This is a genomic window from Parabacteroides distasonis (genome assembly GCF_004793765.1).
GTDB lineage: Bacteria > Bacteroidota > Bacteroidia > Bacteroidales > Tannerellaceae > Parabacteroides > Parabacteroides distasonis_A.
In genome coordinates this window covers 27,865-42,478 of sequence record NZ_SRYM01000008.1, presented here as the reverse complement: position 1 = coordinate 42,478, position 14,614 = coordinate 27,865, and the positions used below count along the sequence as shown (strand labels likewise).

The 14,614-nt window shown below is 46.0% G+C and carries 10 protein-coding genes; 4 read left to right on the top strand and 6 right to left on the bottom strand.

The features are described from left to right. Positions 1-171 precede the first annotated feature (171 nt). The 3 genes from E5342_RS04385 to clpB all read right to left on the bottom strand — a co-directional run bounded on the left by E5342_RS04385 (position 172) and on the right by clpB (position 3,961). Entirely contained in the window at positions 172-852 is a 681-nt protein-coding gene (locus E5342_RS04385) for an OmpA family protein (RefSeq protein ID WP_121734792.1), read from the bottom strand. 46 nt (positions 853-898) lie between these two features. Next, on the bottom strand, positions 899-1,222 hold the full coding sequence (locus tag E5342_RS04380) for a hypothetical protein (RefSeq protein ID WP_121734646.1): 324 nt from the start codon (positions 1,220-1,222) through the stop codon (positions 899-901). 150 nt (positions 1,223-1,372) lie between these two features. Beyond that, the gene (clpB, locus tag E5342_RS04375; protein WP_121734647.1) at positions 1,373-3,961 is read right to left on the bottom strand and encodes an ATP-dependent chaperone ClpB; all 2,589 of its coding nucleotides are present in this window, start codon (positions 3,959-3,961) and stop codon (positions 1,373-1,375) included. A 521-nt stretch (positions 3,962-4,482) separates the two neighbouring features. Between clpB and yaaA the strand changes: the two genes are divergently transcribed. From yaaA to E5342_RS04355, 3 genes are all read left to right on the top strand, one after another. Continuing rightward, positions 4,483-5,247 carry a peroxide stress protein YaaA gene (yaaA, locus tag E5342_RS04365; protein ID WP_135958894.1) on the top strand — a complete coding sequence of 255 codons (765 nt, stop codon included), beginning with the start codon at positions 4,483-4,485 and terminating at the stop codon, positions 5,245-5,247. Between the two features lie 97 nt (positions 5,248-5,344). Beyond that, positions 5,345-6,415 carry a 6-bladed beta-propeller gene (locus E5342_RS04360; RefSeq protein WP_135958893.1) on the top strand — a complete coding sequence of 357 codons (1,071 nt, stop codon included), beginning with the start codon at positions 5,345-5,347 and terminating at the stop codon, positions 6,413-6,415. Positions 6,416-6,500: 85 nt separating this feature from the next. Further along, positions 6,501-9,731: a S41 family peptidase gene (locus tag E5342_RS04355; protein ID WP_135958892.1), complete on the top strand. Its 3,231-nt coding sequence runs from the start codon at positions 6,501-6,503 to the stop codon at positions 9,729-9,731. A 115-nt stretch (positions 9,732-9,846) separates the two neighbouring features. On the opposite strand, the gene E5342_RS19290 is transcribed toward E5342_RS04355, so the two are convergent. From E5342_RS19290 to pheT, 3 genes are all read right to left on the bottom strand, one after another. Continuing rightward, positions 9,847-10,011: a hypothetical protein gene (locus tag E5342_RS19290; RefSeq protein WP_160217431.1), complete on the bottom strand. Its 165-nt coding sequence runs from the start codon at positions 10,009-10,011 to the stop codon at positions 9,847-9,849. 174 nt (positions 10,012-10,185) lie between these two features. Then, entirely contained in the window at positions 10,186-10,917 is a 732-nt protein-coding gene (locus tag E5342_RS04350; RefSeq protein WP_135958891.1) for a YebC/PmpR family DNA-binding transcriptional regulator, read from the bottom strand. A gap of 39 nt (positions 10,918-10,956) precedes the next feature. Continuing rightward, positions 10,957-13,419: a phenylalanine--tRNA ligase subunit beta gene (gene pheT, locus E5342_RS04345; protein ID WP_135958890.1), complete on the bottom strand. Its 2,463-nt coding sequence runs from the start codon at positions 13,417-13,419 to the stop codon at positions 10,957-10,959. A gap of 453 nt (positions 13,420-13,872) precedes the next feature. On the opposite strand from pheT, the gene trmD reads away from it, so the two are divergent. Continuing rightward, positions 13,873-14,547 (top strand): tRNA (guanosine(37)-N1)-methyltransferase TrmD, encoded by a 675-nt coding sequence (trmD, locus tag E5342_RS04340; RefSeq protein ID WP_121734653.1) that lies wholly within the window; start codon positions 13,873-13,875, stop codon positions 14,545-14,547. Positions 14,548-14,614: the final 67 nt, after the last annotated feature.

Here is a 14,614-nt window from a genome sequence, read left to right as displayed (position 1 = left end):
CCCGGCATCCAACATCTGACGGATATAATCCGCCTGAGTAGCTCGTTTCACGAAATTCTTCTTCATCCTTCCTATCCTGCGATTTAAACAAAAAGGGACTATCCGGTAAAGACAGTCCCCAAATTCATACACTATAACCTGCTCGATTCCGGCAGAAATAGCTTAAAATACTTATCGAAGCGTTCCTTGTTGAGCCTCTTGGATCATCTTCTGATTAGCCAAGATCACGATCTCAACACGACGGTTCAACGAACGACCCTCGGGAGTATCATTGCTAGCCACGGGATCATGTATACCTTTGCCTTCATAAACCATACGATCCGTGCTTATACCCTGCATCATCAGGTAATCGTAAACGCTCTTCGCACGTTTCTCGGACAAGGTCTGATTATAATCCACCTTACCGGTATTATCCGTAAAGCCGATGATTCGGATATCCGTATCCGGATTGGCCTTCAAACTGGTAGCGAAGTTGCGCAAGGCACTCTTAGAAGCGTCGCTCAACGTACTCGAGTTCGTGGCAAACAAGATACCAGAGTCAAAAGTAACCTTCAAGGCCTCGCCGTTGTTCACGCTCTCGATCTTCGTGTCTTCAGGCAGGGTAGCTTCCAGCTCCTTCTTCTGCTTATCCATTTTCTTACCAATTAACGCACCGGCTGTACCACCTACGGCCGCACCGATCACGGCACCCAATGCGGTATTTCCGGCCAAGGCTCCAACACCAGCTCCAACAGCGGTACCACCGCCTACACCGATAGCCGTACCTTTCGCCGTGTTATTCCACGTTCCACAACTCGTAAACACCACTGCCATACATAGCAGTAAAACAGATAATAATTTAATGTTCCTCATCATCTTCTATAATTTCACTTAAACAACTTTATATATATAACAAATATCAATCAAACATGTTGATTGAATCGCAATATTCAAGTTCTCCTTGTACTATAAAAGTGATTTCTTCCGGTTCGAATTTACCTACGCCGTCTTTTTGGGCGTTCTTAATTACATAATCTACAACCTCTTCCTCATCGATCTCGATCTCATCGTCGCCATCATCATCCAGCATACCGTTAGATTCATAAAAGTCGTAGATCAAGTCTACAATATAGTTGATATCGTCATTACTGAACTTTCCTTTCAGTTCTTGGGGAAGATAATTCTGGATAAATTTTACGGAATCATCCTCATCGTAAAGTAACTCGTCATTGTTCGTGCTCATAATTAATCTTGTTTAATTGGTTTGAATAACGGCAAATGTACGGAAATATTTTGATTTTATATCCCAAAAACAATTAAGCTTGTTTATGGATGTGACTTAACAATATTTTTATAGATAACTCACGCTTAACGTCAAGCATTCAAGCCTCTCTCAATTCTTAAATTCCAAACCATCGTCTTTTCTATCGATCACGATCGGACGGTTGCGGTCTACCGTTCCCCCCAGCAAAGCCTTGGACAACTCATTCAAAACATACTTCTGAATAACACGTTTTACCGGACGGGCACCAAATTGAGGATCGAAACCTTTGTCGGCGATAAAGTCCAAGGCCTCGTTCGTGAAGTCCAAGGAAACACCGTTTGTAGCCAACATCTTCTTCACGTTGCTCAACTGCAAGGATACGATCTTACGAATCTCCTCCTCGTTCAGCGGAGTAAACATGATGATATCGTCGATACGGTTCAAGAACTCCGGACGGATCGTCTTCTTCAACAGTTCCAGTACTTGGATCTTCGTCTCGTCTACCACCTTGTCATGCGTGGCGGGTGTCATCTTCTCGAAGTTCTCACGAATCAAGGAAGAACCTAGGTTACTTGTCATGATAATGATCGTGTTCTTGAAGTTGACAACGCGGCCTTTGTTATCCGTCAACCGTCCATCATCCAAGACTTGCAACAAGATGTTGAATACATCCGGATGCGCCTTTTCGATCTCATCGAACAAGACAACCGAGTAAGGTTTCCGGCGAATCGCCTCCGTCAACTGTCCACCCTCATCGTAACCCACATATCCCGGAGGCGCACCGATCAAACGAGTCGCACTGAATTTCTCTTGATACTCACTCATATCGATACGGGTCATCATATTCTCGTCATCGAACAGATACTCGGCCAACGCCTTGGCCAACTCCGTCTTACCCACACCGGTAGTACCGAGGAAGATGAAAGAACCGATCGGTCGTTTCGGATCCTGCAAGCCGGCACGACTACGACGAACCGCATCGGCGATAGCGTTGATCGCCTCTTCCTGGCCGATCACACGGGTATGAAGCTCGGACTCCAGACGTAGCAACTTATCTTTCTCACTCTGCATCATCTTGCTGACCGGGATTCCTGTCCAACGGGATACCACGTCGGCGATATCGTCGCCATCCACTTCCTCTTTGATCATAGCGGCGGCACCTTGCATCGTCTTTAATTTAGCCTGTACCTTCCTGATTTCCTCTTCCTTTTGCTTGATCTTACCGTAACGGATCTCAGCGACCTTGCCGTAATCCCCCTCACGCTCCGCCTTATCAGCCTCAAACTTCAGGTTCTCGATATCGATCTTATTTTGCTGGATCTTATTGATCTGCTCCTTCTCGCTTTGCCACTGAGCCTTTTGCTTGGTCTCCTCCTCCTTCAAGTCGGCGATCTCCTTGTTCAGCTGCTCTAATTTCGACTTATCATTCTCACGCTTGATCGCCTCACGCTCGATCTCCAACTGCTTAATGCGGCGAGAGACCTCATCCAATGACTCCGGTACGGAATCGATCTGCAAACGCAGACGGGCAGCGGCCTCATCCATCAAATCGATCGCCTTATCCGGTAAGAAACGATCCGTGATATAACGGGTAGACAACTGTACAGAAGCGATAATCGCATCATCCTTGATACGTACCTTATGGTGATTCTCGTATTTCTCCTTCAAACCACGAAGGATGGAGATCGTATCCAACTCACTCGGCTCGTCTACGATAACGGTCTGGAACCGACGCTCAAGCGCCTTATCCTTCTCAAAATACTTCTGATACTCATCCAACGTCGTGGCACCGATCGAACGTAGCTCACCACGAGCCAAGGCCGGTTTCAAGATGTTAGCGGCATCCATGGCGCCTTCGCCTTTACCGGCTCCTACCAAGGTATGGATCTCATCGATAAAGAGGATGATCTCGCCCTCGGATTTCGTAACCTCGTTCACCACCGCTTTCAAACGTTCCTCGAACTCGCCTTTATATTTAGCTCCGGCGATCAACGCGCCCATATCCAACGAGAAGATCTGTTTAGACTTCAAGTTCTCGGGAACGTCACCCCGAACTATACGATGGGCCAACCCCTCAGCGATAGCAGTCTTACCTACACCCGGCTCACCGATCAAGATCGGATTGTTCTTCGTACGGCGGCTCAAGATCTGCAAGACACGGCGGATCTCCTCGTCACGTCCGATCACGGGGTCTAGCTTACCGCTACGGGCACGCTCGTTCAAATTGATGGCGTATTTTCCTAAGGCATCGTAAGTCTCCTCGGCGGATTGGCTTGTCACCTTATTTCCTTTACGCAATTCCTCGATCGCTTGACGTAACTCTTTCTCTGTCACGCCGGCGTCTTTCAATATCTGTGAAGCGGTGCTCTTTTCCGTAAACAACGCCAAGATGATCGGCTCCAACGATACATATTGATCCCCCATTTTAGAGGAATAATCGATCGCCTTCTGTAAGACAGCGTTCGACTCGCTAGAGAGATAGGGTTCGCCTCCCGAAACCTTAGGATAAGATTCGATTTGGCGATCCAGTACCATATTCAGGTTTTGAGCGTTTACCCCTAATTTTTGAAAGATAAAATTAGTAACACTCTCACCCGTCATAATGACAGCTTTCAACAAGTGAACAGGTTCGATAACCTGTTGGTTATTTTTAGTAACCAACTGTACGGCTTGTTGAACAGCCTCCTGCGCCTTGATTGTAAAATTGTTTAAATTCATGTATTTAAGCTCCTTTCTTATATTCTTTTCTAAATTTATTTTACACTTATATCCTTACAAAAGAAATACCAAAACGAAAATATGACATTTTGTCTTAATATTATAAAACAGAATAGAGAACTCCCCGTCAAACCGTCCATTTCGGATGTCATTCGGACGTATCTTTTCAGAAAGAACAAAAGAGAGAGAAAAAGGTTTTGTTTCACTTCTTGCCACGGGCACTTTTCCAAAAAATAGTCTCAAGTAAATTCTCAGCGTCAAAATAGACTCTTATGGTAGCAAGTACCCCTCTCCTTCGCTGACCGTCCTTTATGACGTCCGAGTATATCAAAAGAAATATAGGTTGCATCTTCACGTCTCTCATCTTCATAATCCTCATTACATTTCTATCACCAAGACTCATTCCTCCATTAACCCCCCCATTCGAGACGAGATACTTTAAGATTTATTGGGATGCTTATACCCTATTTGAATCTTAATATGGATTACCTTTATGCGATCAATCCAAATCCAATATAGATATGTTGATATTATTATCTCCGGCTAAGACAATGACCGGAACATCCAAGATAAAAGCGCCGCAAGGCACGACTCCACGTTTCCAGCAAGAGGCGAACGAGATCGCCCTGCATATGACCCAATTTTCCATTGACGAATTAAGTCGTATCCTCAAGCTCAGCCCGAAACTGGCGGCGGAATGTTACCGCAGATACCAAGATTTTCATGCGGAAGACAACCAGCCCTTACAAGCGATACTCGCCTATACCGGTGTCGTATTCAAGAATATCAGCCCGAAAGACTTCACGGAGGAGGATTTTCTTTTCTCGCAAGAACATATGCGTTTCGTATCGGGATGTTACGGGTTACTTCGCCCATTAGACCTTATCAAGCCTTACCGGATGGAGTTCGACGTAAAAATCCCGGAACTAGGCGACGGGAATATGTACGCCTTCTGGAAAGACAGGCAAACAAATACATTAATCCATGACGTCCGACAGGGAGACAGAATCCTACTGAATCTAGCCAGCTTGGATATCCAACCCTCTTTCCAGTGGAAGGAGGTGGAGCGATCCGTCTGGATCATCACACCCGAGTTCAAGATCTGGAAGAACGGCAAAGCGGAGACGATCGTGATCTACGCCAAGATGTGCCGGGGACAAATGAGCCGCTATCTCATAAAGAACCGGATTTCTGACCCGGAGGCATTAAAAGCATTCACATGGGAAGGCTTTTCCTATAAAGAATCCATGTCCGAGGGGGATAATTGGGTATTTCTACAAGAATAATTCTAGGCCTATCCAATAAAATCAGATGATCTACGTTTTATAAAAACAATTCGTAAAAATCATAAAAAGGTTTATCCTTCTTTAATTTAGCGGTGATATGAAAAGAACCTTTACATATTTATTACTACTTGTTCTATTGGTTTGCGGAAAGCAAGCCTATAACCTGTTAATCTCGAATGAATCGATCCGGAACAACCCTACCGGAGCCTTGTCTGACATCGCAGATGAGGTAATCGCCATTCCATTACAGGACTCAGGGACGCATTCGATCAAGGAGGCCAAGTATATCCGTCAAGAGGGAGACAACCTATTCCTTATCAGCAATGAGACGCTTTACCGTTTCAATCGCAAGGGAGAATTTATCTGTCGCATCACCCATCCGGATGACATACGGGTAGCGGGGTATGTAGTGAACCCGGCCAACCGGCAGCTGATCGTACTTGGAAACACGGACGATATTTTCTATTACTCATTCAATGGTGATCTCCTTACCCGCAAGAAACTGAAATGCGACCTTCCGGAGAATAGGCATATGCTATCCATATCCATGCACAATAACCGGATATTTACCACCGAGGAATGTGTTCATGGGGATACAGCAGGGCAAACCGCCACGATTGAGAAACAGATCGTTGAATACGATTCCTCTTTCCATAAATTACAATCTCATACGATCCGTCCGGTCGATCTGGAACGTTCCGCATGCCCGATCGGTTGTATCGCCCCGGAAGTAGCGGTGGAGCCCGGAAGCGGAACGGTTTATGCCTACGCCCCCTTCTATCAACCCGGGAACTTATTACGGGACACTTTATATATTAAGCAAAAGCGGCAAAGCCAAGCCTTGGAGAACCTTGCCGGAAAGAATACACTCCCTTTGCTGCCAATCCGCATGGGCAGCCGTTTCTGGGTATCTACATACTATAACGCAGAGGATGAGTCCAGAAATTACACCTTCTGTTATGATACGGAGAAGGAAGAATACTGGCAGGTAAAAGAAGGATTAAAAGATAATTTTTATCAAACCGGTAATGTGCTACGAATGGACCCTATCGATCCCTATTGCCATTCCTATTGTTTCAGCAAATCCGGAGAGGATCTGCGAAATATTTTCCCCTCGGAGGCCCAAGGGGAAAGCCTTGTGTTATTTATCGTGAAATTGAAAGGATGAATCCAGTTAATATTTCAATAGAGAGCAGGCTGATGAGTACAAAATAATATGTATCTTCGCACCATTCTAAAAAAGCATTAAGTACATGAAAAAACTTTTAACCTGCATAGCCTTGGGCTTTGCGACCACCAGCTACGCTGTAACCCCTTTGTGGATGCGTGATGTGCAAATCTCTCCTGATGGAACAGAGATAGCGTTTTGTTACAAAGGAGATATTTATAAAGTATCGGCCAAAGGAGGGACAGCGATACAACTTACCACCCAAGCATCGTATGAATGTACGCCGATCTGGTCTCCGGACGGAAAACAAATCGCTTTCGCCAGCGATCGTAACGGTAATTTCGATTTATTCGTAATGCCCTCCAATGGTGGAACGGCACAGTGCCTCACCACTCATTCCGCCTCCGAGATTCCATCGGCCTTTACTCCCGACGGTAAATACGTACTCTTCTCCGCATCCATACAAGATCCGGCCCAGAGTGCCTTATTCCCGACCTCGTCCATGACGGAACTCTATAAAGTGCCGGTTGGTGGCGGACGCACGGAGCAAGTATTGGGAACACCCGCCGAGATGGTTTGCTTCGATAAATCCGGAAAAACATTCTTATACCAAGATCGTAAGGGTTTCGAGGATGAATGGCGTAAACATCATACCTCATCCGTTACCCGGGATATATGGATGTATGATACGCAAACTGGGAAACACACCAATTTGACCGACCATGCGGGAGAAGACCGCAACGCCGTATTTGCTCCGGATGGACAGACGGTTTATTTCCTGAGCGAACGCAACGGTGGGTCTTTCAATGTATATTCATTCCCTCTCAACACCCCGCAATCTATAACGGCAGTTACTAAGTTCAAGACACATCCTGTACGTTTCCTCTCTACCGGTAGCGATCAGACATTGTGCTACACATACGATGGCGAGATCTATACACAACGTCCGGGAAGCAATCCGCAGAAAGTGCGGATCGACTTGATACGTGATGATCAAGAGCAAATCGCCGATCTGAATTCCAGCAAGGGAGCTACCTCCGCCACCGTATCCCCCGATGGCAAGCAGATTGCTTTCACCCTAAGAGGTGAGGTATTCGTCACCTCGGCCGATTACAACACGACTAAGCAAATCACCCATACCCCGGCAGCGGAAACAGGCATATGCTTCTCGCCTGACAACCGTACCTTGGCTTATGCTAGCGAGCGTGGTGGTAACTGGCAACTTTACTTGGCTAAGATCGCACGTAAGGAAGAAGCCAATTTCCCGAACGCAACGATTATCGAAGAGGAAGTTCTCCTGCCTTCTAAGACCGTAGAGCGTAATTATCCTCAATTCTCACCAGATGGCAAGGAACTCGCTTTCATAGAAGATCGTATGCGGTTGATGGTAGTCAACCTTGAGACAAAGAAAGTACGCCAAGTCACGGATGGCTCCACATGGTATAGCACAGCCGGTGGTTTCGATTACTCATGGTCGCCGGACGGTAAATGGTTCACGCTCCGGTTTATCGGAAACAAGCACGATCCTTATTCGGATATCGGCTTGGTTAGCGCACAAGGCGGAGAGATCACCAACCTGACCAATAGTGGTTACACCAGCACCTCCCCGCAATGGGTACTGGATGGAAACGCCATCCTATTTACCACCGAGCGTTATGGAATGCGTGCGCATGCCTCATGGGGTTCCTTGAATGATGCCATGCTGGTATTCATGAATCAAGACGCTTATGATAAATTCCGCTTGAGCAAAGAGGATTATGAGTTGCAAAAGGAACTGGAAAAGGAGCAGAAAGAGGTAACCGGCGACAAGAAAAAAGAAGATAAAGCCGATGGAAAGAAAGACGAAAAGCCCAAGGATATCGTAGTGGAACTGAAAGGAATCCAAGATCGTATCCTACGTCTTACTCCTAATTCCTCCGAAATGGGTAGCGCCGTCATCTCGAAGAATGGCGAGACCTTATATTATTTCTCGGCTTTCGAAGACAAATACGACCTCTGGAAAATGGACTTGCGCAAGAAAGAGACCAAGCTACTCCACAAGATGAATACCGGATGGGCGAACATGGAGATGGACAAGGAGGGTAAGAACCTGTTCTTGTTGGGTAGCAATTCCATGCAAAAGATGGATATGGGATCGGAGAAACTAACGCCGATCAATTACCAAGCGAACTTAAAAATGGACTTGGCCGCCGAACGTGAGTATATGTTCGACCATGTCTATAAACAAGAGCAAAAACGATTCTACAACGTGAATATGCATGGCGTAAATTGGGAAGCTATGACCGCCGCCTACCGTAAGTTCTTGCCACATATCAATAACAACTATGACTTCGCGGAGTTGCTAAGCGAATATCTGGGAGAACTCAACGTATCTCACACCGGAGGACGCTTCCGTCCGGGGTCGAGCGGCAATGTTACCGCCAACCTAGGCCTACTTTTCGATTGGAACCATAGCGGTAAAGGTCTATTGATCGCCGAGGTAGTGGAAAAAGGCCCGTTCGATCATGCACGTTCCAAAGTGAAAGCCGGTACCATCATGGAGAAAATAGACGGACAGGAAATAACCCCGGACTTGGATTACTCTAAGCTTTTGAACAATAAGACTAAAAAGAAGACCTTGGTTTCCCTCTACAATCCACAAACCAAGGAACGGTGGGAAGAGGTAGTCTTGCCTATCAGTAACGGTGAGTTAAATAACTTGCTTTATACCCGCTGGGTGAAACAACGTGCCGCCGACGTGGATAAATGGTCGAATGGACGATTGGGCTACGTACATATCCAATCCATGGGAGATCCTAGTTTCCGCTCTGTCTACTCCGATATCCTAGGTAAATATAACGACCGGGAGGGAATCGTCATCGATACCCGCTTCAATGGCGGTGGACGCTTGCACGAGGATATCGAGATCTTGTTCAGCGGAGAGAAATACCTCACCCAAGTGACACGCGGCCGGGAGGCTTGCGATATGCCTAGCCGCCGCTGGAATAAACCTTCCATCATGTTGCAATGCGAGGCTAATTATAGTAACGCACATGGAACCCCGTGGGTTTATAAGCATCAACACATCGGACGTTTAGTTGGTATGCCCGTACCGGGAACAATGACTACCGTCTCTTGGGAAACCCTGCAAGATCCGACGCTGATATTCGGCACACCAATTACCGGTTATCGCCTGTCGGACGGTAGTTACCTAGAGAACACACAGCTGGAACCGGATGTTAAAGTCGCTAATTCCCCGGAAACAGTTGTCAAAGGGGAAGATTCGCAATTGAGAACAGCGGTAAAAGAATTGCTGAAAGAAATCGATAAAAAGTAATTTCAAACAAAAAAGTACTCTCGATACAACAAGAGTACTCTTTATAAACAAAACGAGACTACTCCCTATAAACCATGAGAGTAGTCTCGTCTTATTTTATTATATCAACTTCCTATCAAAAGATCCTTCCGCAAAGACGAATCTTCATCACTGGATAAACGGTTAATTTATCAATGATCTTCGTAAAAGTATCATCCTCATCCAGTTCATTCAAAAGATCTTGTACATTGCCATAATCCGTATAAACCTCCGGACGACCATGGAACGTTACACGTCGCAAACATACTCACGAACGCACAAAGAAGAAATAGCCTTTTCATTTTTATCATATAAGTTAAATTGCTATTCGTCCTAGTCTCGCAAAAATACGTAAAAAACATAAAACATTCGTTGCAAAAAAGAAAAAGCGACATCGAGGCAAGTTCGATGTCGCTTTTTTACGCATAAACGTACGTTATTCCTCCTCAGAATCGTCCTCCTTCATATTATGGAACACGTTTTGAACGTCTTCGTCTTCCTCCAGCTTCTCAATAAGCTTCTCGATAGACTCACGCTGTTCCGGAGTAACCTCCTTCAAATCGTTCGGGATACGTACGAACTCACTGCTCAAGATCTCAAAACCATTCTCCTCCAAATATTTCTGGATCGCCGAATTCTGCGCGAACTCACCATAAAGGACAACCTCGTCCTCGTCTTCCTCGACTTCATCTACACCGAAATCGATCAACTCCAACTCTAGGTCCTCTAAAGAAATATCCTCTTTTTTAGCGATATGGAATACGCATTTATGATCGAACAAGAACTCCAAGCTACCGGATGTTCCCAAAGAACCACCATTCTTATTGAAATAACTACGGACGTTGGCTACCGTACGAGTCGTATTATCCGTAGCGGTCTCAACGAAGATAGCGATACCGAAAGGACCGTATCCCTCATAGTTCATCTCCTTATAATCCGTAAAGTCCTTGGATACGGCACGTTTAATGGCACGCTCCACGTTCTCCTTCGGCATATTCTCCTTTTTGGCGTTCTGCATCAACGCACGTAAACGAGGGTTATTCTCGGGCTCCGGCCCACCTTGTTTTGCCGCGATCGTGATTTCCTTACCTAACTTCGTGAATACACGGGCCATATTACCCCAACGCTTAAACTTTCTCGCTTTACGAAACTCAAACGCTCTTCCCATATGTTTATCAGTTTATCTTTATTTTATGTAATTAAATTCTTATCTCAATTGAGCACCTAGCTTTTGTTCCAGATTTGTCTGGATCTTCTTCATGATAGCGTCGATCTGCTTATCGTTCAAAGTCTTGCTCTCATCTTGCATAAAGAAGCTTACCGCATACGACTTCTTGCCTGCCGGAAGGTTCTTGCCCTCGTAAACATCGAACAAAGATACCTCCTTCAATAATTTGCGATCGCTATCCTTGGCGATCTTCTCGATCTCGCTAAACTGTACGCCCTTATCAAGCAACAACGCCAAGTCACGTTTAACAGCGGGAAACTTGGAAATCTCGGAGAAGGTTACTTTCGCTTTCTTGATCTCCTTCATCAATTGTGTCCACGACAACTCTGCGTAATAAACATCCATATCAATATCCAGCATCTTACGAAGTTTCTTGCTTACGATACCCATCGTACCCAATTGACGTCCGGAACCGGTCGTGATGCTTAAGCCTGAAGAATAGATATCATTCGTCAAGTTACCGAAAATAACCCGTTTCATATCCACACCCAAGCGAACCAAGATATTCTCTACGCAAGCCTTCAACTCATAAACGGAAGATTTCTCGTTCGGATGCGCCCAGTTGTTTTCCACCCGGTTGCCGGCTACCCAAATACCGAGACGGTAATCCTCGCTGAATTGCGCCAAGGTCTCATCTTCCTTCTTGTTATCAATATTATAATCATAGCAATTACCGAACTCATAGAAACGGACATTGCCATTCTTACGCTTCATGTTATACTCGATGCTCTCCAAGCCTCCGAACAACAAGGTCTGACGCATACAGTTCAAATCTGCGCTTAACGGGTTCATCAACATGACACAATGCGCTTCCGGATAAACAGACAGATCCGTATAATAAGCGGAGCGTGTCAAGGAGTTGTTCATAATCTCATTGAAACCACAACCACAAAGTTGCTCCGAGATCAAGTTCTGCAATTTCCAGCTACGATCCGTAGGAGTCTGGTAACTTAAATTGGACTTCACATTATCGCTGAAATCCACGTTATTATATCCGTAGATACGGAGAATGTCCTCGATCACGTCTACATCACGCTGCACATCGATACGATATACGGGAATATGCAGGGTCAAGCCCTCAGCGGTCTCGGACACGATCTCCATCTCAAGGCTTGCCAAGATACTTTTCACGGTCTCTGCCGGAATATCCTTACCGATCAACGTATTGATCTTCTCGTAAGTCACCTCAACCGTATACGGTTCCGCCACGGTAGGATAAACATCCTGTACGGCCCCCGTTATCTTACCTCCCGCCAACTCTTGTATCAACAAGGCGGCACGTTTCAATACATACATCGTATTGTTCGGGTCCAAACCGCGCTCGAAGCGGAAAGAAGCGTCCGTGTTCAAGCCAAAACGACGAGCGGTCTTACGAATCCACGTCGGATGGAAACAAGCGGATTCCAAGAACACATCGGTGGTCTCCTCCGTCACGCCGGAGTCCAAACCGCCGAACACGCCACCGATACACATCGGTTCCTCTACATTACAAATCATCAAGTCACGATCGGTCAACGTACGCTCCACGCCATCCAACGTGACGAATTTCGTACCCGCCTCGGCCGCCTTGACGATCACTTTATTTCCTTTGATCTTACCCGCGTCGAAAGAGTGCAAAGGCTGCCCCAACTCATGCAGGATAAAGTTCGTTATATCCACTACGTTATTGATGGGACGAAGGCCGATCACACGCAAACGGTTTTGTAACCACTCCGGGCTTTCCTTTACCGTAACACCCTTGATCGTAACACCGGAATAACGGGGACAAGCCTCCGTATTCTCTACCACGACCTCTACGCCCGGTGTCTCGTCGTCGATCTTGAAAGCGTCCACTGAAGGACGTCTCAATTCTGCGGGCTTGCCATTTTGCTTCAAATAAGCGGCCAAGTCACGGGCGACACCGAAATGGGAAGTAGCGTCTACACGGTTCGGGGTGATATCCACCTCCAGCACGTAGTCGCTCTTTACATTATAATAATCTTTAGCTAACGTACCTACAACAGCGTCGGCGGGAAGTACGATAATACCGTTATGGTCGGTACCGATACCGATCTCGTCCTCGGCGCAAATCATACCATTGGACTCAACGCCACGGATCTTGGATCTCTTGATAGTAAAGCATTCATCACCATCGTACAGTTTCGTGCCGTTCACGGCTACGACCACTTTTTGTCCGGCAGCCACGTTCGGGGCACCGCATACGATCTGCAAAGGGGCCTCGCCACCTACATTTACGGTCGTAATATGTAAATGGTCAGAATTCGGGTGTTCCTCACAAGTTAACACTTCACCGATAACCAGTCCCTCAAGTCCGCCCTTGATCGTTTGAACTTCCTCTACTCCACCGGTTTCCAAACCGATAGAGGTAAGCGCCACAGCCACTTCTTCTGGCTTCAGATCGAAATCAAGATACTCTTTCAGCCAATTGTAAGATATATTCATCGCTATAAAATTTATTCTCTAAAAGAGACGGCCTCTATCGATAGCCGCCAAATTGACGGACAAAAGTACGAATAATAATTCAAACCATAAAAGAAATATCCTTGCGAACTTTATATAAAACAGTTCACATCCACTGATATTCTCTTCTTATAACCTATTTATAACATAAAGGATAAGCTTACATTCTATAATCAGCGGCGGTGATCGTACGATCACCGCCATCGTTTTTGTAATCACCGCCACTGATTATAAAAACGGCGACGGCGATTATAAAATGTATCGGGTAATAGGAGACTTTATATTGAGATAAACGTATGTTTTATACCTGTTCGATCAAACTTTCACTTCACAGAGATTTGGTACGGCTTCCCTGTTTAAGGATAAATCGTTGGAGTTTTCCGGAAATAATGATGTACCTTTGCGGATGTTTTTAAATATTTCAATTGATTTTTTATGCGTATAGATATACTTACCGTACTTCCCGAGATGATCGAGGGGATGATTAATTGCTCTATCGTCAAGAGGGCGCAAGATAAGGGATTAGCGGAGATTCATTTACATAACCTACGGGATTACACCACTAATAAATGGCGGCGAGTGGACGATTATCCGTTCGGAGGCGAGGCCGGTATGGTGATGCAGATCGAACCGATAGACCGGGCCATCTCAGCGTTGAAAAGCGAACGGGAATATGACGAGGTAATCTATACCTCCCCGGACGGTAAGACACTCAACCAGCCCATGGCCAACAGCATGTCTTTGCTAAATAATATGATTATCCTCTGCGGGCACTATAAAGGAATCGACTATCGTATCCGTGAGCACTTGATAACGAAAGAGATATCCGTAGGAGATTATGTCCTTACCGGAGGAGAGCTGGCCGCCGCTATCATAACCGACGCCGTGGTGCGCTTGATACCGGGAGCGATCGGCGATGAGCAAAGCGCCCTCTCCGACTCCTTCCAAGATGACTTACTGGCTCCTCCCGTCTATACACGTCCGGCAGATTACAAAGGCTGGAAAGTGCCAGAGGTGCTATTATCCGGACATCAACGCAAAATAGATGAATGGCGCCTGCAACAAGCACAAGAGCGTACGGCACGCCTCCGACCGGATTTATTGAAATAAGCGGCGTAAAAAAACAAGGCCGGGGAATCATCCCCTCGATGATACCCCGGCCCCTTTATCCACAAAC